The sequence below is a fragment of the Photobacterium gaetbulicola genome (genome assembly GCF_003025515.1).
Classification (GTDB): domain Bacteria; phylum Pseudomonadota; class Gammaproteobacteria; order Enterobacterales; family Vibrionaceae; genus Photobacterium; species Photobacterium gaetbulicola.
Genome location: NZ_PYME01000006.1, coordinates 39,478 through 60,393, shown reverse-complemented (window position 1 = coordinate 60,393; position 20,916 = coordinate 39,478). Strand labels below are relative to the sequence as shown.

General features: G+C 46.6%; 23 protein-coding genes. 11 read left to right on the top strand and 12 right to left on the bottom strand.

The features are described 5' to 3' along the window. Nucleotides 1–28: 28 nt before the first annotated feature. Both C9J03_RS06860 and tenA read left to right on the top strand, forming a co-directional pair. Entirely contained in the window at nt 29–988 is a 960-nt protein-coding gene (locus C9J03_RS06860) for an ABC transporter substrate-binding protein (protein ID WP_044621206.1), read from the top strand. Between the two features lie 31 nt (nt 989–1,019). Further along, nucleotides 1,020–1,685 carry a thiaminase II gene (gene tenA / locus C9J03_RS06855; RefSeq protein WP_044621207.1) on the top strand — a complete coding sequence of 222 codons (666 nt, stop codon included), beginning with the start codon at nt 1,020–1,022 and terminating at the stop codon, nt 1,683–1,685. A 75-nt stretch (nt 1,686–1,760) separates the two neighbouring features. On the opposite strand, the gene C9J03_RS06850 is transcribed toward tenA, so the two are convergent. From C9J03_RS06850 to C9J03_RS06830, 5 genes are all read right to left on the bottom strand, one after another. Next, on the bottom strand, nt 1,761–2,405 hold the full coding sequence (locus C9J03_RS06850) for a YdcF family protein (RefSeq protein WP_044621208.1): 645 nt from the start codon (nt 2,403–2,405) through the stop codon (nt 1,761–1,763). Nucleotides 2,406–2,507: 102 nt separating this feature from the next. After that, nucleotides 2,508–3,047, bottom strand: coding sequence for a YaeQ family protein (locus C9J03_RS06845; RefSeq protein ID WP_044621209.1), 540 nt, complete (start codon nt 3,045–3,047; stop codon nt 2,508–2,510). Nucleotides 3,048–3,227: 180 nt separating this feature from the next. Continuing rightward, entirely contained in the window at nt 3,228–3,503 is a 276-nt protein-coding gene (locus C9J03_RS06840) for a GIY-YIG nuclease family protein (protein ID WP_044621926.1), read from the bottom strand. A 124-nt stretch (nt 3,504–3,627) separates the two neighbouring features. Continuing rightward, nucleotides 3,628–4,293, bottom strand: a complete 666-nt coding sequence (locus C9J03_RS06835) for a YceH family protein (RefSeq protein WP_044621210.1) — start codon at nt 4,291–4,293, stop codon at nt 3,628–3,630. A gap of 252 nt (nt 4,294–4,545) precedes the next feature. Continuing rightward, nucleotides 4,546–5,493 (bottom strand): GGDEF domain-containing response regulator, encoded by a 948-nt coding sequence (locus C9J03_RS06830; RefSeq protein ID WP_044621211.1) that lies wholly within the window; start codon nt 5,491–5,493, stop codon nt 4,546–4,548. A 332-nt stretch (nt 5,494–5,825) separates the two neighbouring features. On the opposite strand from C9J03_RS06830, the gene C9J03_RS06825 reads away from it, so the two are divergent. The 4 genes from C9J03_RS06825 (at nt 5,826) to C9J03_RS06810 (ending at nt 11,162) form a co-directional block, all read left to right on the top strand. Further along, complete coding sequence (locus C9J03_RS06825; protein ID WP_039466580.1) at nt 5,826–6,278, top strand: DUF3069 domain-containing protein; 453 nt, start codon at nt 5,826–5,828, stop codon at nt 6,276–6,278. 201 nt (nt 6,279–6,479) lie between these two features. Further along, complete coding sequence (locus C9J03_RS06820) at nt 6,480–7,757, top strand: winged helix-turn-helix domain-containing protein (protein ID WP_044621212.1); 1,278 nt, start codon at nt 6,480–6,482, stop codon at nt 7,755–7,757. Between the two features lie 178 nt (nt 7,758–7,935). Continuing rightward, complete coding sequence (locus C9J03_RS06815) at nt 7,936–10,314, top strand: fatty acid cis/trans isomerase (RefSeq protein ID WP_044621213.1); 2,379 nt, start codon at nt 7,936–7,938, stop codon at nt 10,312–10,314. Between the two features lie 167 nt (nt 10,315–10,481). After that, nucleotides 10,482–11,162 (top strand): cytochrome b/b6 domain-containing protein, encoded by a 681-nt coding sequence (locus tag C9J03_RS06810; RefSeq protein ID WP_044621214.1) that lies wholly within the window; start codon nt 10,482–10,484, stop codon nt 11,160–11,162. Nucleotides 11,163–11,242: 80 nt separating this feature from the next. Here C9J03_RS06810 and C9J03_RS06805 read toward each other — a convergent pair whose 3' ends face one another. Continuing rightward, nucleotides 11,243–11,689 (bottom strand): c-type cytochrome, encoded by a 447-nt coding sequence (locus C9J03_RS06805; protein WP_044621927.1) that lies wholly within the window; start codon nt 11,687–11,689, stop codon nt 11,243–11,245. A gap of 166 nt (nt 11,690–11,855) precedes the next feature. Here C9J03_RS06805 and C9J03_RS06800 point away from each other — a divergent pair, with 166 nt between their 5' ends. Then, nucleotides 11,856–12,671, top strand: a complete 816-nt coding sequence (locus C9J03_RS06800; RefSeq protein ID WP_044621215.1) for a DUF2797 domain-containing protein — start codon at nt 11,856–11,858, stop codon at nt 12,669–12,671. 58 nt (nt 12,672–12,729) lie between these two features. Here the strand turns inward: C9J03_RS06800 and C9J03_RS06795 are convergent, their stop codons facing one another. The 4 genes from C9J03_RS06795 to C9J03_RS06780 all read right to left on the bottom strand — a co-directional run bounded on the left by C9J03_RS06795 (nt 12,730) and on the right by C9J03_RS06780 (nt 15,270). Next, nucleotides 12,730–13,359 (bottom strand): putative ATP-dependent zinc protease, encoded by a 630-nt coding sequence (locus C9J03_RS06795; protein ID WP_044621216.1) that lies wholly within the window; start codon nt 13,357–13,359, stop codon nt 12,730–12,732. Nucleotides 13,360–13,493: 134 nt separating this feature from the next. Beyond that, on the bottom strand, nt 13,494–14,408 hold the full coding sequence (locus C9J03_RS06790) for a phosphotransferase (RefSeq protein WP_044621217.1): 915 nt from the start codon (nt 14,406–14,408) through the stop codon (nt 13,494–13,496). Nucleotides 14,409–14,602: 194 nt separating this feature from the next. Then, a complete protein-coding gene (locus C9J03_RS06785; protein WP_044621218.1) occupies nt 14,603–14,836 on the bottom strand; it encodes a DUF3389 domain-containing protein in 234 nt (77 codons plus the stop codon). Then, entirely contained in the window at nt 14,833–15,270 is a 438-nt protein-coding gene (locus tag C9J03_RS06780) for a hotdog fold thioesterase (RefSeq protein ID WP_044621219.1), read from the bottom strand. Before C9J03_RS06780 ends, C9J03_RS06785 begins: the two co-directional genes overlap by 4 nt. A 93-nt stretch (nt 15,271–15,363) precedes the next feature. Here C9J03_RS06780 and C9J03_RS06775 point away from each other — a divergent pair, with 93 nt between their 5' ends. From C9J03_RS06775 to C9J03_RS06760, 4 genes are all read left to right on the top strand, one after another. Further along, on the top strand, nt 15,364–16,155 hold the full coding sequence (locus C9J03_RS06775; RefSeq protein ID WP_044621220.1) for a M48 family metallopeptidase: 792 nt from the start codon (nt 15,364–15,366) through the stop codon (nt 16,153–16,155). Nucleotides 16,156–16,216: 61 nt separating this feature from the next. Further along, entirely contained in the window at nt 16,217–17,137 is a 921-nt protein-coding gene (locus C9J03_RS06770; RefSeq protein WP_044621221.1) for a LysR family transcriptional regulator, read from the top strand. A gap of 151 nt (nt 17,138–17,288) precedes the next feature. Next, nucleotides 17,289–18,389 (top strand): adenosine deaminase family protein, encoded by a 1,101-nt coding sequence (locus tag C9J03_RS06765; protein WP_044621222.1) that lies wholly within the window; start codon nt 17,289–17,291, stop codon nt 18,387–18,389. A gap of 40 nt (nt 18,390–18,429) precedes the next feature. Then, nucleotides 18,430–19,761, top strand: coding sequence for an NCS2 family permease (locus C9J03_RS06760; RefSeq protein ID WP_044621223.1), 1,332 nt, complete (start codon nt 18,430–18,432; stop codon nt 19,759–19,761). 69 nt (nt 19,762–19,830) lie between these two features. Here the strand turns inward: C9J03_RS06760 and C9J03_RS06755 are convergent, their stop codons facing one another. Next, nucleotides 19,831–20,022 carry a hypothetical protein gene (locus C9J03_RS06755; protein WP_039466622.1) on the bottom strand — a complete coding sequence of 64 codons (192 nt, stop codon included), beginning with the start codon at nt 20,020–20,022 and terminating at the stop codon, nt 19,831–19,833. Between the two features lie 112 nt (nt 20,023–20,134). Next, nucleotides 20,135–20,596 carry a TetR family transcriptional regulator gene (locus C9J03_RS06750; protein ID WP_039466625.1) on the bottom strand — a complete coding sequence of 154 codons (462 nt, stop codon included), beginning with the start codon at nt 20,594–20,596 and terminating at the stop codon, nt 20,135–20,137. Nucleotides 20,597–20,916 lie beyond the last annotated feature (320 nt).

Here is a 20,916-nt window from a genome sequence, read left to right as displayed (position 1 = left end):
TTTCTTCGCTCAACAACAAGGAAATAAAATGAAAGCCACTCTTTATTCAGCGGGTAAACCGCATCTTATTGCTGCCGCAGCACTTATGCTGGCATCCTTCAGCTCGTCGGCACAAGAAAAAGTCACTCTCATGTTGGACTGGTTCGTCAACCCCAACCACGGCCCGATTATTCTAGCTCAAGAAAAAGGGTGGTTTGCTGAACAGGGTTTGCAGGTTCAAATTCAAGAACCCGCGGATCCAAGTGTGCCGGATAAGCTGGTGGCCGCAGGCCGAAGTGATCTTGCAGTGTCTTACCAGAGCACGCTTATCTCCAGCACAGCTGCAGACCTTCCTCTGGTGCGTTCAGCCACATTGATCTCGGGCCCGCTGAACTCCCTGATCGTACTGGACAAGTCAGGAATTAAATCACTGGCTGATTTGAAAGGTAAAAACATCGGCGTCGCAATTGGCGGGAACGAAGATGCTACTGTAGGTACCATGCTTCGCTCAGAAGGTGTGGATATGGATAGCGTAAAAATTATCAATGTTGGTTGGGCACTATCCTCTTCGCTGGCTTCTGGAAAAGTGGATGCCATTTGGGGCGGCTTGCGCAACTTCGAGCTTAACCAACTCGCAATCGAAGGCTACGACGCAACGGCCTTCTACCCGGAAGAGCACGGTGTGCCACCGTACGACGAGCTTATTTTTGTTGCCAATAAGCACAAATACAACCCAGAGACCATTAACAAGTTCAACACAGCTATCGAAAAAGCAACGGTATACCTGATCAACCACCCGGAACAGGCATGGAAAGAGTTCGTTGCCTACTCGCCAGATACGCTGGACAACGATCTCAACCGTCGAGCCTGGGAAGATACTCTTACTCGCTTTGCCCTTCGCCCGGGAGCGGTAGAGCTAAAGCGCTATGATGAATACGCCGAGTTCATGAAACAGCACAACATCATAAAAACACTACCAAAAGCCAAAGATTACGTGCTGACGTATTAAGCGTAATGCATTTCGCGAACAAGGACACACCATGAAGTATCAAGATCTGATCAACCATTGCCAACAAGACTGGGGCGATTACACCGAGCACGAATTTGTCAATCAGCTGGCGACAGGTGATTTGAACAAGTACGCCTTTTTCCACTACCTGAAACAAGATTATTTGTTCTTAAAACACTATGCCCGAGCATACGCCCTCGCTATCTTCAAATCCTCAACCTTGGCTGAGATGCGAGAGCCACTACCAGGCTTGAATGCATTGCTTGAGTCGGAGATGAATCATCACATTGAGTATTGCCAAAGCTGGGGGCTGTCAGCCACAGAGATGGAAGCTGAGCCCGAAGATTTCGGCACCGTCTGTTACACCCGTTATGTATTAGATACGGGTATGGCTGGCGATCGCACCGACCTATTTACAGCTCTGGCACCCTGCGCGATTGGCTATGCGGTTGTGGGACAGCGGCTAAAAAAATGGTCTGAAACCAAACTTGAAGGTAACCCATATCGCAGCTGGGTTGAACTCTACAGTGGTGAAGAGTATCAATCTGGGGTCGCAGAAACCATTCGCCGTTTGGATACCATGCTGGAAGAAATTCCGCTTGAAAGTCAACGAGGCCAGCGCCTATGTGAAATATTCAAAACCGCTACCCGTATGGAAGTCGCTTTCTGGGAGCAGGGCATGAATGCTGCGCGATAAAAAGCAATAAACAAAATAAAAGCCCTGTCTTTTGAAACAGGGCTTTTTTAACGGCAATACAAAACCGATTCAATCCTAGCCAAGTAGGTGTTCCTCGAAGCCCAGCTCAACCAATTGTTGATAAGCCTGCCAAACCTCATCAGGAATGTCTTGCTCTACCGAGTAGCCATAAGACGGATAGACCCTTATTCGCTGTAGATCTCCGAGCATGACATTAATCACATCGCTGTATGACAATGTCTCGTTGGGGTATTCGTCAAAACCAATCGGCGGCGAAGATACAAGTACCTTCTTACCTGGCCAGTTCTGCTGGAATGTAGCGTAAGCACGCCGTTCCATAAACGGCTTTTGCACGATGATAAAACAGGAAGGATCTAACCCCTTCACCTCAAGCAAGGCTCGGGTAAACTGGACATTTTCACCGGTATTGGTGGATTGAGGCTCAATCAGAATGGCATGCTCCGGCACACCCATATCCATAGCCACTTCTGCAAACGCTTCAGCCTCTGACCCCTTGAACATCCCCCGCGTCAATTCACCTTCACCGCCAGAAAAAACGATGTATGGGGCATAGCCATCGAGAAACAATCTTGCTGCATGCTCGGCGACTCGAATGTCGTTACTACATAATACAAAAATGCAGTCGCTTGGCGAGAGCGTGTTATTAAGATGATGATAATTCCACACTTTTGTTGCTAAAGCATGCACACTTGATGCCATTGCAATACTCCTTATTGCTGAAATCGCGAAAACGTACCCTAAAAGGCTATGATGCAAGGATTCTGTGACTGATGCGTGACATTCGACAGCGATAGAGCGGTATTAGCGAAGCCACCACTCTGGCGCCAAGGTACAGCTTTTATCACCGGCCATCAACCAACCCTGCTCAGCTTCAATGGTTAGCTGAAGGTTCATAGTTCGCTCAACCAGTGTTTCTAATTCCGCTAGCGTTTCGTCATTGAAAAACACCACGGAGATATTACCGTACTGGCTTACTTTTGCCTGATGCTGCTTCCACCAAACCGGGGCCGCATTGTCACCATAAGCAACAATAATGACTTTTTTTGCCTTGTGAGCAGCTTTCTTCAAACGCTTCTCGTCTGGCAGGCCCAGATCAATCCATAGTTCAATTTCATCACTAAGGTTTTTCTGCCAAAGCGCTGGCTCATCGGCTTCACAAAGCCCCTTAGTGAACTGCAATTCCTCATCAGCATTAAACCCCCATGCTATGAGTCTAAGCATCAAACGTTGTAGGGTCTCTGATGGGTGGCACGCCAAGGTGTGCTGCTGGTCGATGTAAACATGGCGATCTAGATCAGCAACATTGAACTGGGCTTTGTAGATAGTGGCTTTAAGTGCCATAAAATTATCCTGGGAAAATAAAATAATAATATAAAAATGATAAACGCAGTGTAGTTTGAACAAGGAGAAGGTTCAATTTCAATTGCCTGACATACGCGCAAATATCAATCAACAAATGAATTTAAGTTAAAAAAAGACAAATATTATCTATTGGTACGTGTTCTCAGCGACTTCAGTTCATCACTTAACCAAGCTAAATACGCTAAGCCCACGAGCAACTAACTGCTCCTTTTTGCACTTCGATAGGCGCTTGATACGATATTCAAGTTGCATGGCCAGTCGTTTATCACCGACACACTCCGACCATACCAACTGCAGTGGGCCTTTGCCCTTCAAAAATTTGGCTCCCCGCTTGGTAGAAACGTGCTCGTTGAACCGTCTTTCTACATCGGTCGTCACACCGCAATACAGCTGATCGGCAGCCGTCCTAATTAAATAGACCGACCATTCACCCATTTTATTTTTTTGGTTATCGCAATTGGCAGGTTGGTTGCTTTCAGACCCCGTCATGCTAAGTTACTACCTTCACAAAAAAGCCCAGCAATTGCTGGGCTGGCAACATAGATCGCTTATTGGACACTTATGAAGTTAAAGATTCAAGCATTGCCTTGAGCTCTTCCACTTCTTTCTTAAGCTCTGCAACCTCGTCTTCCAAGGCCGTCAGCCGCTCAGAAGACGGTGACGATGGGCTTCCTACCGCAGCGCTTTGCTGTTGTAACGCTTCAATGTCAACTTCGCCACTGAACAGATGCATATAGCGGAAATCTCGCTTGCCCGGCTCTTTAGGCAATTGGATAACAAACGGCCCTTTCGGGTGCTCTGATAGAGTACTCAGTACGGCTTCCACTTCTTTGACATCGGCAAAGTTGCACAATCGATTGGTGCGGGTACGCAACTCTCCAGGCGATTGAGGACCACGCAGCAACATCACACAGATAATTGCCTTCTCTTGCTTACTGAACTGGAAAGTACTGAATTCCGTGTTGCAGAATCGGTGCTGATATTTAGCCACTCGACTCCCGAAACCCGCGGTGACTTCTTGAACAAATCGCTTTGTTTTTAATGCTTCCAGCGTGTCTTGCACCGTAGCTTCATCAAGCGACATCACAGGCTCGCGATTACTTTTTTGGTTACAAGCCGTTGTCAGTGCATTCAATGTTAATGGGTACTGATCAGGTGTAGTTACCTCTTTTTCAAGCAAGCAACCTAACACGCGCGCTTCTGTCTGCGAAAAGCAAATATCCATGATCTCCCCTCACCCTTTTTCTTCTTACAATACAAATTCCATTGAGCATAGCCGAAAACAAGAGCGTCATTGTATATTGGATGGCTTCTACTCAAGAGAATGTATACTGCCAGGGACTTGCCCTTTAAATAGCAGATTATCATTGCAGTGAGCGACAGCAAGCAGACAACAAGTTATTTGGCTGCAAAACAGCCAAATAACGCTTGATATGACACAAAATGTTAACTGGATCAAAGAATAAGAAGTGAGAGATTACGTAAATTCTGCAGCGACGAAGCGATTGCGCCCCTGCTCTTTGGCCTTATAGAGTACACGGTCGACTATCTGATACATATTATCAACTGTCTCTAGCCCCGTTGGTACCCACGACACCATACCTTGACTTACCGTCACAATTTCAGCCGTAGTCGACTTTGAATGAGGGATTTCAAGTTTCTGTATACACTGCTTTAACCGCTCGCACTCGCGAACCGCGCGCGTCTTATCGCAATTACTTAGCACAACAACAAACTCTTCGCCGCCATACCTGGCCGCCAGCTCGCCGGCTCGACTAAAGCTTTTCTTCAGCTCCGCCGCAACCATCTGCAAACAACGATCCCCTTCAATGTGGCCATAATGATCATTGAACAGCTTAAAATGATCGACATCGAGCATAATCAAAGTAAGTGGAAAGTTATTACGGCCATGCCATGAAATAAACTCGGTCAGTTTTGTATCGAGGTAACGACGGTTTGCTAATTTGGTGAGACCATCTTCATTGACTTGCTGAGAGAGTTTTTCATTGGCTAGCTCAAGGCTTTTTGTTGTGTCCTTAAGCTGATGACGCATATAAGCAATGCGCTGCATGGCTTTGAGTTTTGCCGCCAGTACAATGTTGTTTACGGGCTTAACAATATAGTCATCCCCGCCCATATCAATTGCTTTGGCGATCATTTCAGGCTCGTCGTGACCGCTTAAGAAGATAATCGGCACCCAATCAGGATGTTTGATTCGAATTTGCTCGGCAACCTCTGTTCCACTCATATCCGGCATGCTGACATCAAGCAACAGCAAGTCGGGATCAAACAATGGATATTTTTCAATAGCATCCTGACCTGAAGCGACAGCTTCAACCACATGCCCGAGGCGTTGTAGCCTCATGGCTAACTGCATCCTCTCAAGATGCACATCATCTACCAGTAGTATCCGCATCGCTTCCATCTAAGCATCCTATTGAGATATTGGCTTTTCCTTAAGCTATTTATAGCACACAATGCAATGCCGTAAGGTTTTGGTTAACAAGTTTATGCAACTCAGTTACAGCTATCACTTTTCAAGGTATTCGGCGACTCTTCCTTCAGCGGCAGGCGTTGGGGCTATGCATCATCTCACAAAGCTTGCGCTGATAATCGTGAGCAAATTAACGTGATTTGTTGCTATGTTCCGGTATCTTATAGCCAAAGCCATCAGGGTGATTGGCTATACCTGTTGACTTTTAGATAAAGGGCTATAGGATTCCCTCCCTTAACCAAATCATGCTTTAGGAATTAGCTATGTCTGATATTGAGAAAAAAGAAGATCAAACGATTGAAGAAGTAAAATTCACACTTGACGATTGTTCACCAGAACTACGCCAAGTTGTTGAGTTTGAAGAGGTGCCAGAAGAGCTTCTTGACATGCTAATTAACGTTTACAAAGCATCTGAGCCAACTTCTCGTGAAGCTTGGGATCAGCTACCAGCAAGTGCTCAAAACGTACTGGACAACTTCGAACAATTCCACGCTCTGATTGCACTAAGCCAGAGCTATTCAGGTGTCGATTTTCTTGGCGAAATGCAAGAAACTGAAAAGCCTTCAGATATGACCGATGAAGAGTACACAGACTACAAAGCAGTGATGCTTGATAAGGTACTTCACAACTGTGTCAAAGACATGTGTAAGCAGTTGAAAAAAGCTCGCCGTAACCCGCCAATGAAGCGTGAGTTCCAAGAGATCTTCAAGAAATAAGCAACCTGATTCAGGGAAAATTATCTAAATTTCAGGGAGAGCCTATGTGCTCTCCCTGCTTTTATCTCTAAGTAATTATTCGCATACCAATTATTTTTTTTCATGATAAAATAATCGCCTTAAATCATTCGAGCGTTACCTATTTGGGCATATACGCCAATAAGCTATTAAAATATAAAATAAAAAGGTTCTGAGGTATCAATGCCTGGCCAAAAACAGTTCAAATTTACCAATGAGCTTATTTTCATCCCCGCTCTGGGAATCATAAAGTCAGACACAACCAACCAAAAGCTCAACCTCTCGGAGCAATACATACTGCTCTACCTCATTGAGCATGTTAATAGCGCCGTTACAAAAGAGGAGCTGCTAAAAGCTGGCTGGCCTGACCGCGTCGTCTCTGAAGCCTCTCTGTTTCAAGCTATCCGCAGCTTGCGCGTGAAACTGCAGGAAAAAACCAAAGGCGAGATCATTGAGACACTGCCACGCGTCGGCTACCAGATTACCCAAATTACTGTCGAGAAGTATTCCAATTTATCGGCATCCAAAGTCATTAAAAAAACAGCTCCCTTTTTACCATACATAGCCGTTGCTATTTCCATATTCGCAATTGTGCTGACTGGCATACACTTTTGGCTGTCGGGGTATAAATACCCAGACAAACCCCACTACTTTACTCGCACCACCATGTTCCAAACCAGCATAGTCACGCTGGTTGCAACCAGCGAAACAGGTATTGGCGAACTCCAAAATAAACTTGATGAGCTTCACCTCGCCTATAACCAAATCGACAATGCACCAGAATTAGACAACGTTAAGCTCTATGCCTTTAAAGGAGAAGATTCCTACTCACTGGCTTGGTGTCGCGTCGATAAAAACAACCACTGTCTGCCACAGACTGACTTTTCCTACCAAATCGACGAAGATGGGTGGTCGCTATTCAAGTTAAAAGTGCTCCAGGAGCTACCACTATCACGACAAGACCCAATTGTTCAGACCGAACTTGCCAGAGAGCCGACTTCTCAGGTCTTTCTCAACTTCATTGATGACTCGGGTATCGATGCGCAGGTGGTGTATTACTACATCACACAAGATGAGGACAACAAGCTGAACTTCTCATACCTGAATTTCATTTCCGAAGAAGACACGGGTTACCACCATGCTATGTCGATCAGCTCTGCAGCCTTAACCGTGATAGAAAATGAGTCCCCATTTATCTCTACAATTGAAGTGAAACCTATAATGTATCATTGGGCTTACCAGCCTAATGAGTTTGTCAATGAAGACACATCGACGGCAATACGTATCGAAAGCAAGGTGAAAAATCAATTCCTGGGCAAAACGATTGGCTATAGTTACCTACTTTACCAACAGCCTTTCATTGATCTGGTCCTTAATGATCAAGTGGGCATTTATTGGGTTCACAACAGTGAAAAGAACGCCAAAATTTTCAACTACAAACGCCAGCTTCTTAACCAATAATCCGCATATTACAGATTGAATGCAGCTCTAACGGGCTGCTTTCTTGATCACATCCCGCCACCATTCAATAAAAACCAATCATTTTTACAAGCAAGATATGTGTTTTGGTAGACTTAACCATAACATTAGCTTTTAACCCAGCGCGATTTGCTGGTGTAGAACAAAAGAACAATACAGAATGAGTATAAAAAACAAACACCAAAAACATTCGTTGCTATTGATACTGACGCTATTTTTCTCGGGTTGCGCTGTTTATGCAGGACTTACCCTGGATCAGCTTTATGGTAAACCCCAGCCCCAAGAAAGGTTAGCACCGGCCGACTCTCCCATTGCCAATCACTATCTAGACGAGGTCAAGCCCATTATTGAAAATCGCTGTGTGGTTTGCCACGCCTGCTACGATGCGCCTTGTCAATTGAAACTGTCATCAGCAGAAGGGGTCGATCGAGGAGCCAGCAAGCAAAAAGTCTATGAAGGCACCCGCCTTTTGGCGGCCAATACCACCCGGATGTTTATTGATGCGCAATCAACAGCTGAATGGCGCGAGAAAGGTTTTAATCCGGTGCTGAATGAACGTGTGCAATCGGAAGAAGCCAATACCCAAGCTGGGGTTATGGCGAGGATGCTGCAGCTAAAACAGGCCCACCCTTTACCAGATCAGAAAGTTCTCAATCACGATGAGTGGGATTTTTCTTTGGATCGTGATCAACAGTGTCCGACCATCGAGGAAATGGCTACCTATGAACAAAGCTACCCAGAGTGGGGAATGCCCTACGGCCTCCCCCAAATCAGTGATGAAGAGAATCAGGTGTTGATGGACTGGCTGGCCAATGGTGGCATGATGACAGCGGCACCGGCACCCGGTCAACAAACCCTCGGTAAAGTTGCCGAGTGGGAGACTGTACTCAATGGAAGTAGCCTTAAGCAACAACTGGCTAGCCGCTACATCTATGAGCACTTGTTTGTTTCCCATCTCTACTTTTCCGACGAACGGCAGCCGACTTTTTTCAAACTCGTTCGTTCTCGTACTGCGCCAGGCACCCCCATTGATCTCATTGCCACTCGACGCCCTTACGATGATCCTGGCGTCGACCGTGTCTACTATCGCTTTCAGCCGGTAAGAGAGAGTATTGTCGACAAAACACATATGCCTTATGCACTGAACCATGCCAAGCTTGCCCGTTTGCATACGCTCTTTATCGAACCAGATTATGAAGTAACCTCACTGCCTAGCTACGACCCGGAGATTGCAGCTAACCCGCTGATTGCTTTTAAGCAAATACCGGTTGATAGCCGATACCGCTTCATGATCGACAATGCACAGAATACCATCATGGGCTTTATCAAAGGACCGGTATGCCGTGGGCAGCTCGCGCTGAATGTTATCAATGATCACTTCTGGGTCTTCTTTGTTGATCCTGCAATGGCCAATACCCCATCGGTTGATGAGTTTTACGCATCACAAGCAGAGAATTTACGCTTACCGGCTGAAAACGAAAGTAACACCCTGCCCATATCTAACTGGATCTCTTACGCCAAGCAACAAGGGCGGTTCCTCAAAGCAAAGAACGCCTTTCTCAACGATGCGTTCGAGAATGGCGAGCACCTCACAACAGACTTGATCTGGGATGGTGACGGCTACAACGACAATGCTAGCCTTACGGTGTTCCGTCATTTTGACAGTGCCACAGTAACAAAGGGACTCGTGGGAGATCATCCCAAGACCGCCTGGGTTATTGATTATTCCCTACTCGAGCGTATCCACTACCTGCTGGTGGCGGGTTTCGACGTATACGGTAACTTTGGCCACCAGCTGGTCACGCGTATGTATATGGACTTCTTACGTATGGAAGGCGAGTCTAACTTCCTCTCTCTCCTTCCGGCTGATGTCCGCCGACAAGAACTGGCCTACTGGTATCAAGGAGCAGGCAAGCACCTGAGTGATTATCTTCAGGGTGATATAAACGCGTTTGAACAACCAACAGGTATTAGCTTCCATACACCTCAGCCGAAGAATGAGCTATTTGGCATGTTGCAACAAAAGCTTCAAGTTGTATTACCCGACCGCTATGATTTCACCCAATCAAGCATGTACGCAAACAACTCGCAAGCCTTATACCAGTTGAACCGACTTAGCGGAATTCAAGCGAGCTTATTGCCCGAAGTGACATTCATTATGGTAGAACCCGCCCAATCAGGCCGACAAGCTGAGCTGTTTACCCTGATCCGCAATAGCGCACATAAAAATATCTCTAGCCTGTTCGATGAGGAGTCGAACCGTCTATACGAGCAAGATAACGTCACTTTGGTCAGAGGACTACTGGGCAGTTATCCAAGGGCATTTTGGTATCTGCAAGAGGCGGATCTAAAAGATGCAGCCAATCAGATAAACACCATTCAGAGCGAGGAGGATTACCGCCAATTCCTCGACCGGTATGGATTGCGTAGAACCAGCCCGGATTTCTGGTCTTTCAGTGATAAGTTAAACGAGCTAAACCAGCGTATGTTCCCAATTGAAGCTGGGTTACTTGATTATAACCGGATAGAAAACCGCTAAGACAAGCAATCATGACTACACTTTAGGCCCCGAAAGGGGCCTATTTTTATGGCGCTTGTAAAAAATCACAACTGTAAACAAATGAAAAGACAAGTTAATTATTGCCACCAATATGTTTAAATAACGTAAAACAAAACCCCATGCATATTACACGAAAGGAATCAGTCATGACGCTCAGCAACCAGCCCGCGGTGTGGGACAGTTTTATCCGTGGCTATCACTGGTTACAAGCTTTTATTGTCGGAGGCTTGTGGTATACCGGCAGCGAAGGACTAATGGACTGGCATTTTAGCCTGGCCTATCTATTGTTGGCGCTGTTATCTACACGCCTGATATGGGGCATCATCGGCAGTGAAACGGCTCAGTTCCATCGCTTCGTGCGATCTCCCCGAGCTGTGATCCAATATTTGGCAACTAGCACTAGGGGCAATAAGCAGACGAATCCCCCATCAGCAGGCCACAATCCTGCGGGCGCTTATATGGTCGTTGCTTTTATGCTGCTGCTCATCGCCCAGCTGGCAACAGGCTTATTCGCTAACGACGATATTATATCTGAAGGCCCCTTTGCCTATCTTGTCAGCGGTGAAACAAGCAGCTTTCTCACCGAGATCCATGCAGTAAATTTCAATCTCATCCTTGGTGCCATCTGCGTACACCTTGCCGCGATAATGCTCTATTTTTTACGCAAAGATAACCTCGTCACGCCCATGTTGACGGGAAGGAAGGCCATAGGAACAAACAGTGCACCGAAGATGACCAACGGTCTTTTTGCCTGGGGGATCTTCCTCATTATTGGCACGATTGTCTATTTTACCCTCGGCAAGGAAGTCGTGGCTTACCTGCTATGATCAAAAATGCCAGACATACGTCTGGCACCTACCTTCCTTGCATTTTATCTTACCGGCATTAACGCCGTCGAAGCCAAGGCTTAGCGATACTTATAATCACTATGGCAAGACTTGCAATTTTTAGCCGCTTCACCAAATGCACGCTTCGTCGCTCGCTCGTCACCGTCTAGCGATACTTTAGCTAAATTCGCCATATCGGTTTGAAACTTGTCCAGCTTAACACTGAAACCGTCCCAATCAGACCAAATTTCTGGCTTGGCTTTGGTCTGGCCCTTATCCGTTCCATCCACTTTAAAAGCTTCTTCTGGCATATAGGACAACTGCGAAATAAACTGGGCGCGTTGGCTAAATGTTTGCTGATCCCACTCTTTGCGTCCCTTAACCATTTCTGCCAAATCACCAAAGTTAGTCGCGATCATGGTAAAAGCGGCTTGGCGATATTCAATTGCATCTTCGGGCTTTTCAAAAGGCGTTGCAGATACACTGGCTGCAAGCATAACACCTCCTGCAACAAGAATTTTTTTCATGACTTCTTCCCCTTTGTTATTATTCCATTTATAGCGAACCAAGCATTCACCCTTGGGTTTTGCATACTTGGTAGCATATGTGAAATGATACAGCGGGTTACAGACATGTAAACAACCCGGCATTGAAGATTACATTTATTTACATTACATAAAAAAGAGCAAAGTCATGCTAGGAACACTCAGTAAAATGAAATCCCAACTCAGCAATGTGGTTGAATACCACCTGCCTGTTGGCGATGAACTACTTCCACTCAACCCACTGATTGGCAAGCACCTCAAGCTCACCCACACAGGCAATATCTATTGTGATGCCTGCGGAAAGAAAACCAAAAAAAGCTACTCTCAAGGCCATTGCTTCCCATGCATGAAGAAATTAGCACGTTGTGACATGTGTATCATGAAACCGGAAACTTGCCACTTCGCTCAAGGGACATGCCGTGAACCTGAATGGGGAGAGGAGAACTGTATGGTTCCCCATTATGTCTACCTATCGAATACATCCGGCTTAAAAGTCGGTATCACGCGTCATACCCAATTGCCAACCCGCTGGATTGATCAGGGTGCAACACAAGCATTACCTATTTTGAAGGTAAAAACGCGCCAAATATCCGGCCTTGCCGAAATAGCACTGGCCGAGCTAGTGGCGGACAAAACCAATTGGCGGGCAATGCTCAAAGGGGATAATTCACCTATCGCACTTAAGGAAGAGGCCCAACGCCTATTGCCGGAGGTAGCCCAAAAGGTTAATCAATTGCTTGAGCTATACGGGGAGGATGCGGTAGAACAGCTTGAAGAAGAGATCGTAGAGATCCAGTACCCTGTCACTGAGTACCCGAAAAAAATAGCGTCGCACAACTTCGACAAAGAGCCAGTTGTCGAAGGCATATTATTGGGGATCAAAGGCCAGTACCTGATTTTTGACACCGGCGTCATAAACATCCGCAAATTCACCAGCTATGAAGTCTCGGTTGAAACGCCATAAGGCAAAAAGCAAAAAGCAAAAAGCAAAACGGCTGAAGGTAACTCAGCCGTTTTCGTAATTACTTCACCTTGGGTTGAACATACTTCCGATTACTGTCTACCACAGCAACATCGCGAATAAAATTCACCCCCAGCACAATCCCTTTGCCAGCCGTGAGCGCGAACTCGGTTAGCTCATTGAGCTCACCCAATTTCGCCCTCAATTTAACAACAGCCTGAGGCGAATCGCTTTTCTTCTTGAGCCAACGCTCGACCGGCAATTCAACCTCTTGCCCCCCTGCACTGAACTTGACCCAATCCTTGCCGTCCCGTTCAAATGCCTGAACATTGCTTACACCAATAGAAGAAAGTGACTTACCACCATCGACCTTGGCACGAATATGTTGTTGGGCTTGGGCTATCCACAACCATTCTTCACTGCCCAAAATCAATTTACCGTCACCGGTTTTGGTCACAACCGGCTGGGGTTTAGATTGTGGCTTTACCTCAGGCTCAGGAATTAGCTCTGGCTCAGGTAGTGGCTCGAGGATCACCGGGGGCTCCGGTTCAACAACCGGTGGGGTAGTAACGGGTTGCTCCACAACGCCACCACCAACTTCAGGCTCGACGGTGGGCTCAGTCTGTTGTCCTGACTGCTGAGCACAACCCGCTAGCAATAGTAGCGCAAAATAAACTGCCGACTTTCTCATTCTATTCATCCCTACAACATCAAGATTCGCTATACGACCAGATACTTACTTCACAACGACATTACTTATAACATAGTACGGTCAATCATTGGCTTCATTCGAAAAATGATTTCCCCGCTCACACTATAACGGCATTACTGATACGACACAGTGCCATATTCTGCCGTTGCTGTCTGATTAAAGGTAGTCAGCTTATTTTGTATCCAGGCTTCGTCATACCAGCCCATGTTTCGACTGTGCTTGGCATCATCCCACAAACTGAAATACCAACGCCTCAGTTCAAACCCCGGCGGCAGACTCACGGCTTGCTGGTAGCGTTCGGCAAGCCTCATTTCCGGCCTCACATCATACAGATGGAAAATATCCATTTCCCGGTGTTTAAACCCTACATCACATGGGTCTAAAACGCCGGTTACCTCGAAGCTTTTTGGATCGACCAGTATATTCCCAATATGACAATCATCATGGATCAGTGAAGAGATGGGCGAAGCTGTAGACAGGATCTCATCCTTCATTGCCCAAAGAGATTGGTATGCCTGTTTTTGCGCAGGAGAAAAAGGTGAAACCTCACTGATAATATATCGGTATACCGGCCCCATCCAATCTGAAAAAGCCGTAGTCAAACTGGTGTAAAATTGCCCCCGTTCGGATTCAAAGCCCTGAGGAGCATTGATTTCGTGCATTGTGTGCAAAAGCGCAAGATAGCTTTCAGAAAAACGCTCAATAGCGATGGGATCATTAGGAATTTGATGGGCCGAGATCCCTTCTAACCACTCCAGCATGATAAATTCGTAGCCTTCCTCCCGACCGAAATACAATACCTCAGGTACTGGGCATGTTAACGCCTGCCGCAAGCGTTCGAGCCCTTTGATTTCCTTTGCCTGCCGCCCTATCTCTCGGGAAAACTTCACCACAACCTTGGCTTTTTCTGATGCAAGGAATACCACCCAGCCATAAAAAGTTTCATGGATTTCACTAAGATCCGGAGCCTGACGAAACATTGTCCTGTAGCTAAACTCTGCGATTTTTTTTAGCTGTTTTCTATTCAACCTAGCTTCCTTTATCTGACATTGACTTTTACTACCCCTTAACGGTTAACGCGATTATTTTATATAACTAATTGTTTTGATTAACCTTACTATACAATAACCTGTTAAAAGCCAATTTGCGGTTGCCGAAGTCAAATATGAGTTCAAGCTCTCATAAAAATTACCCAAATAACGCAAGTTACTTGGGTATCTGATCACTGAATAGCAATGCCAAGGACGTCAGCCAATGCTGCGAGTTGCTGCTCGGAATCTAAACGGAGCGACCAGTTCACGCCTGATCCCACAGCCGTAATCACGTTCGCCCCCTTGCCAAGCAAGGTAATATCATCAGCGGAGGCCTGTAACGACACCCGCGCATCGCCGTCGAGCCGAACCACAACTTCACGCTGATTAGCTATGATACGGCCCGCAGAAAAAATGATCGTCATGATTCCACCGCCTTCTTGTGTCTCATCACTGCAATCGTCAACCGGCTGGTACATACCATACGGCCCCGAGGGTCCTTGATATCAATCTGCCATACCTGGGTTGTCGCCCCTAAATGCACAGGATAGGCTTTGCCGACAACATGGCCACTCCGCATTGCTCGGAGGTGGTTGGCATTGATATCAAGGCCGACGCAATATTTGCCATCATCGACACACATATTGGCAGCCAGCGAGCCCAAGGTTTCGGCCAGTACTACCGAGGCGCCGCCATGCAACATTCCGAGCGGTTGATGCGTGCGAGGCTCAACGGGCATAACAGCGGAGAGGCTGTTGTCGTCAAACGTCGAATACTCAATTCCCAAGTGCTCGACGAGTGTATTTGTCGATGTCTCATTTAAACTTTCAAGAGTGAAGGATTTTTTCCAAATACTCATTACGTTATCCAAACAATCTTATTTGGAGAGAATGATACAGCAACTGTATAATTCCGCTATTGCGGTTTAGATTAAAAATGAAAGGAGTCTTAGATGAATCGCTTTCGACCTTTCGCGGCTGCGGGCTTTATTGCCTCTGCAATCGCGCTTACAGCTTGCAGTAGCTCCCCCACGGGCAGGCAGCAGGTACTGCTGTTCTCTGAGCAGGATATGTCTCAGTTAGGGGCACAGTCATTTGATGCCTTAAAAGAGCAAGAAAAAATCCATACGGATGCAAAAACCAATCAGTACGTTCAATGTGTGACTGATGCATTAACCGCTCGCCTAGGTGGACCTCAGGTCGCAGATCAATGGGAAGTCGTGGTCTTTGACAGCGATCAGGTCAATGCCTTTGCCTTGCCCGGTGGTAAAATCGGCGTCTATACTGGCCTGTTGAATGTTGCGACCAATCAAGATCAACTTGCGACTGTCATTGGCCACGAAATTGGCCATGTCTTGGCCCAGCACAGTAACGAGCGGCTGTCCCGAACTCAACTTGCCAACATGGGGCTGCAAATTTCCAGCGTCGCTATGGGCGGAGCAGATTACCATGATGCCGCCATGGCGGGCCTAGGTCTTGGGGTGCAATATGGCGTCTTGATGCCTTACGGCCGAGCCCAGGAGTCTGAATCCGATATTATTGGTCTGAGGTTAATGGCTGAGGCAGGCTTTGACCCTAATGAAAGTGTCAGCCTATGGCAGAACATGGCGAAAGCATCTGGGGGCAATCAACCGCCTGAACTGCTCTCGACCCACCCGTCTCACTCGACCCGGATAGACGACTTGCGGGCAGAAATCGCCAAACTGCCAAGCTACAGCACGGCAAAACCACAATGTAGAATGTAACTGTGAAGCACCCAGATGCGGTGCTTTACTCCAACTTCTCTTAATTCAATATAAAGATGCAATGAACTTAGACACAAAATGGCTTGAAGACTTCTTAATGCTGGCAGACATGCAGCATTTTTCCCGAGCCGCAGAAGCCCGGCATATCACTCAACCGGCGTTTGGCCGGCATATCCGAGCGCTTGAGAAAGCCGTCGGCCACACATTGATTGACCGAACGACAACGCCTATTAGCCTCACCGCCGCTGGCAGACAATTCCGAACCATTGCCCAAAACCTGGTTTCACAGATGGAGGCAGGAGTAAAGATGCTCAATGGCATTGAGCAACCCCTGCAAAATCCGATTCGCATCGCCACGCCCCACTCGCTGTCATCACCGACTCTGCTGGATTTGACAGAATTCATCAATCAAGAGCACAACCTACACTTTTCTATCGATATTTTACGGGTTGATTTTGCCGTGGAGGCGCTAACCGAAGCAAGTTGCGATTTTTTGCTAGGCTTCGAAATTCTCTCGCTGCTTCAGCCGCCATTTCAGAACCTGTGTATCGGCCATGGTGACTTTCTGCTGGTTTCCGCCGCAGACGAGCGAGGAGGTGCACTATACAACCCGCTGGAAATGAAATGCCCGATACTCAAATACAGCGCAGAATCATACAGTGCAAGGCTTATCGAGCAGTATCAACCGCAATTCGAATCACTCAATACTTACCCGGTGTTTGAAAGTTCGATGTGTCAACTCCATAAGGATATGGCATTAAGGGGAAAAGGGTTGGCTTGGTTACCCGATGCCCAAATACGCCGAGAACTGGATACCGGCAAGCTGATTGCCGTCTCCCCGCAACAATTCCGGCTTCCTTACCAGATCAGGCTATACCGCAATTCCGCCCCTTTACGACAAGATGCCCAGCAACTATGGAACTATCTACAGCACAGCGTAAAAACAGGTTGGCAAATCAACCGGTCATGGCAGCCCAACTAATACATTAGTGCCAATTGCGTTATTCCCACCCAGGTTAATGCCGAATCGGCACTGGCATACCAATAATTGCATTTCACTTTACAGTTGATCGGAGCGATACTCCCGCCCAAAGGCAAACGTTTGCGCAAATTATTGCGTCAAAGAGGTAACCGTGAAAACAGCTCCAATCACGCTCACAGAATTCTATCACCGCTTTCCTAAAGCCGATCTTCACTACCACCTGCTAGGTGGGGTTAGGCTTGAAACTATGTTGTGGTTTGCAAACAAATACGACATTGTACTCAGTGAACTTGAAGCCAAAGCCTACTATCGCGCTTATCAAGCAGAAACGGGAATTGTAAAAGGCGGCATTGAGGCACTTACCTTCCTCTACCAGTTAATGCGTGAACCGAGCGACTATGCGAAAGTACTGCTGGAAGTCGCTGAAGACGCCCATGCTTGTGGTGTTAAGTATATCGAGACATTCTGGAACCCATCGGATACCCCCCTGAGCTACGCCGAAGTCACGTGTGCACTCGCTGATGCGATTGACAGTGCTTACCAGAACATGGGAATCGTTATTCGCCTGGTCCCTTCTATCAACCGCGAGAAGTCACCGGAACAAGCCATCGCCATGTTGGAGGACATGATTGCCGCCCCCCACCCCTATGTGCTAGGTATCGGCATTGACTACAAAGAGCACGACGCCCCGGTTGAGAAGTTTTGGAAAGCATACCGTTTAGCAAAACAGCATGGCTACAAACTGACAGCTCATTGCTCTGAGTTTGGCTTACATTGGCGCAACGTCGAAACTGGCATTGAACTGATCGGTGTAGACCGTATCGATCATGGTTATACCATCGTTGATAATCCAGCCCTGACCAAAGAGTATGCCGAGAAAGGGATCCCTTTTACCGTTATCCCATCCAATACCTACTACTTCAAACAGTGGCCGCGCTACCAAGACTGGTGCTTGCACCACCCTATCAGAGCGATGGCCAAAGCGGGTATGAACATCATACCCTGTACCGACGACTGGCATATACACAACACAGACAGTGCCAACTGTTACAGGGTAATGGTCGAAGACTTTGGTTTTGACCTTGAGAGTTTGAAACAAATGATGCTCAACAGTATTGAAGCATGCTGGATGCCTGACAGTACTAAGCAACAATGGCTAGCGGAATGGAGCGATGAGTTCGATCTGCTCAGGTCAAATTTGACCACTGAGCCAAGCATCTCGCCAGAAATGAAAATTTGCTACCGACGCTAATCACATCGACGAATATTATAAAGACATGTAGAGGGAATCCATGGAAACTATCGCTGACAAACCAGCTTTGAGTATTGCTAAGTGGTTTGACTTTAAGGGGAATAACACCAATTTAAAAACCGAGATCATTGCCGGTCTTACAACCTTCGCAACAATGGCCTATATGATTGCGGTTGTACCGGGAATGATGAGTAAGGGCGGGATCCCGTTCGAGAGCGCGCTGACTGTCACGGTGCTGATGACCGTTATCACGACAATTGCGATGGCGCTTTATACCAACCGCCCTTTTGTGCTGGGTCCAGGCCTTGGCAGTGTTGCGATCTTCTCATTCACCTTGCTGGGCAACGACGTCCCTCTGAGTATTGCTGCCGGTATTGTCTTTATCAGCGGTGTACTGTTTATGCTGGTCTCCTTTCTCGGTGTTCGCGACTTTGTGGTCCGTATTATCCCGCACAGTGTGAAAGTCTCTGTGGGTGTCGGCATCGGTTTGTTTATCGCCCTGTTGGGATTTAAACAAGCAGGTATCGTAATCGCCGATCCCCGAAAGAATGTTCTGATTTTTGGGGATCTTGCCTCTATTGAAGTGATCACCGCTGTACTCGGCTTTTTCATGGTGCTCTTCTTCGTTTCTCGGAAGATCCAAGGCGGTATCATTCTGGCTGTTATCCTCACCACCCTTCTAAGCCTTCCTTTGGGGATCACATCTATTCCGGCTAACTTCTTTAGCGTACCAGGCAGTATTGATAACATGGTATTCCAGCTCGACGTGCTAGGTGCACTCAGCCCGGCATACCTGCCATTTTTATTGGCTTTCTTTATTCCCGACTTCTTCTCGACACTGGGCGCCATGCTCGGCATAGGCGCACAAGCAGGCTACCTGGACAAAGACGGCAACCTACCGGGTATCGAAAAAAACTTTCACGTTGACTCCAGTGCCACAACCTTTGGTGCACTATTCTCGTGCCCGGTAATGACCACTTATGTCGAAAGCTCGGCTGGCGTTGAGTCTGGCGGACGAACAGGCTTCACCGCTTTGGTCACTGCAGCCTGCTTCTGCCTCACCCTCTTTCTTGCCCCGCTGGCTGGTATGATACCTACTGTTGCTACAGCCCCTGTGCTGATGTACATCGGTATAGCCATGATGAGCTCGATGAAGAAGATCAACTATGACGACATCACCGAATATCTGCCTGCTTTTGTCTGTGTGGTAATGAGCGTCTTTAGCTTTAACGCGGGGAATGGTATTGCTGCCGCTATGTTGGTATATGCCTTCTTAAAGCTAGCCACAGGACGGTATAAGGAAGATCACTGGTCTGTATATCTGATTGCCTCTTCGATGATTTACTACTTCTATATCATCTCTTCACATTAATTATGTACATAAAATACCGGCAAATCGCCGGTATTTTTTATACATTCAAGCAAGCTGATGAACCTACTACTATTGCTTTAACTCTTCAAATTTTTCACTCAGCTCACTGGCAGTATTTGAAGCTTTGTCAGATACATCTTCAAAAACATCCTGTACCTCTTCAAATGATCGTGAATCGGTGAGATCTTCAATTTGATCTTTATAAGTCACACCGATATAAATCCCCAAACCAACCAGTGCCAATACTATATATTTCAACATCGCAATCTTCTCTACGCAAACTCAATCAAAGAGGCAATTCCCGCCTCTAATTAAATTATATGACTTCAAACAAAAAACAGCTTCCGAAGAAGCTGCTTAATAAAACATATCTTTAGCGCACTAGGCTAATAAGAGACTTGCCCAGCAGCCACTCAAGCTCTTTCTGGCTCTCCTCACCAAAGCGCTCAAGGCATAGATCATAGAGCCTATCGATGCCGCGTTTGGCAAACTCACTGGTCGTCTCGGATGAAGCAATGTGATGAAACAGAAGACGCAATGTCGCTTTAAACTTCTCATCATCCAGTGCCGCAATCCAGCTAGAAGAAAAACCAGCTAGGCCATTGTCCAGATCAAGTTTTTCCACAAACAGCCGAAAAATACGGCCATCCAGTGCAGTGGCGAAATCTTGCTTTTTAGGGAAATGGTGGCTAATGCCTGTACGAGAGATCCCCGTTTGCTTGCTAAGGGTGGTGTAAGACATTTTGTCGTATCCCAACGTCAAAATTTGATCCACCACCGCATCCATAATCGTTTGGATGGTAATTTCAGTATCTTCTTTACTACGCTTTGGCATAATGCGTTGACTCTATGATTCTAATTGATCACCCAAAGACCCGCCGGACTCCAAAGCGGGCTACGTAACCATTTAAGCAAATGTGTTGAAACCCTATTCGATGCCACTTTGTTACAAGTAATAAGTCACACAATACAGGATATCATTCCATTAATGGATAATATTACCGTTTAACCTTTAGTTTCAAGTACAAAAGTGTCATGAAATGAAAAGCTAAGTTCGCATTTTATTTGCGCCAACATCATCTATACAAGTGACTATCTTTCGTTAATGAGGCAACTTTATCATATTGCTTAGCTCTTAAAATTAGCACTTTCGAC

Coding starts and splice junctions, on each gene's coding strand:
- C9J03_RS06795 (WP_044621216.1), bottom strand. CDS start 13,359: ATGAGAAAGTCGGCAGTTTATTTTGCGCTACTATTGCTAGCGGGTTGT.
- C9J03_RS06770 (WP_044621221.1), top strand. CDS start 16,217: ATGAACTTAGACACAAAATGGCTTGAAGACTTCTTAATGCTGGCAGAC.
- tenA (WP_044621207.1), top strand. CDS start 1,020: ATGAAGTATCAAGATCTGATCAACCATTGCCAACAAGACTGGGGCGAT.
- C9J03_RS06785 (WP_044621218.1), bottom strand. CDS start 14,836: ATGACGATCATTTTTTCTGCGGGCCGTATCATAGCTAATCAGCGTGAA.
- C9J03_RS06800 (WP_044621215.1), top strand. CDS start 11,856: ATGCTAGGAACACTCAGTAAAATGAAATCCCAACTCAGCAATGTGGTT.
- C9J03_RS06755 (WP_039466622.1), bottom strand. CDS start 20,022: ATGTTGAAATATATAGTATTGGCACTGGTTGGTTTGGGGATTTATATC.
- C9J03_RS06835 (WP_044621210.1), bottom strand. CDS start 4,293: ATGGATATTTGCTTTTCGCAGACAGAAGCGCGCGTGTTAGGTTGCTTG.
- C9J03_RS06820 (WP_044621212.1), top strand. CDS start 6,480: ATGCCTGGCCAAAAACAGTTCAAATTTACCAATGAGCTTATTTTCATC.
- C9J03_RS06810 (WP_044621214.1), top strand. CDS start 10,482: ATGACGCTCAGCAACCAGCCCGCGGTGTGGGACAGTTTTATCCGTGGC.
- C9J03_RS06750 (WP_039466625.1), bottom strand. CDS start 20,596: ATGCCAAAGCGTAGTAAAGAAGATACTGAAATTACCATCCAAACGATT.
- C9J03_RS06830 (WP_044621211.1), bottom strand. CDS start 5,493: ATGGAAGCGATGCGGATACTACTGGTAGATGATGTGCATCTTGAGAGG.
- C9J03_RS06805 (WP_044621927.1), bottom strand. CDS start 11,689: ATGAAAAAAATTCTTGTTGCAGGAGGTGTTATGCTTGCAGCCAGTGTA.
- C9J03_RS06815 (WP_044621213.1), top strand. CDS start 7,936: ATGAGTATAAAAAACAAACACCAAAAACATTCGTTGCTATTGATACTG.
- C9J03_RS06825 (WP_039466580.1), top strand. CDS start 5,826: ATGTCTGATATTGAGAAAAAAGAAGATCAAACGATTGAAGAAGTAAAA.
- C9J03_RS06845 (WP_044621209.1), bottom strand. CDS start 3,047: ATGGCACTTAAAGCCACTATCTACAAAGCCCAGTTCAATGTTGCTGAT.
- C9J03_RS06850 (WP_044621208.1), bottom strand. CDS start 2,405: ATGGCATCAAGTGTGCATGCTTTAGCAACAAAAGTGTGGAATTATCAT.
- C9J03_RS06775 (WP_044621220.1), top strand. CDS start 15,364: ATGAATCGCTTTCGACCTTTCGCGGCTGCGGGCTTTATTGCCTCTGCA.
- C9J03_RS06780 (WP_044621219.1), bottom strand. CDS start 15,270: ATGAGTATTTGGAAAAAATCCTTCACTCTTGAAAGTTTAAATGAGACA.
- C9J03_RS06840 (WP_044621926.1), bottom strand. CDS start 3,503: ATGGGTGAATGGTCGGTCTATTTAATTAGGACGGCTGCCGATCAGCTG.
- C9J03_RS06760 (WP_044621223.1), top strand. CDS start 18,430: ATGGAAACTATCGCTGACAAACCAGCTTTGAGTATTGCTAAGTGGTTT.
- C9J03_RS06860 (WP_044621206.1), top strand. CDS start 29: ATGAAAGCCACTCTTTATTCAGCGGGTAAACCGCATCTTATTGCTGCC.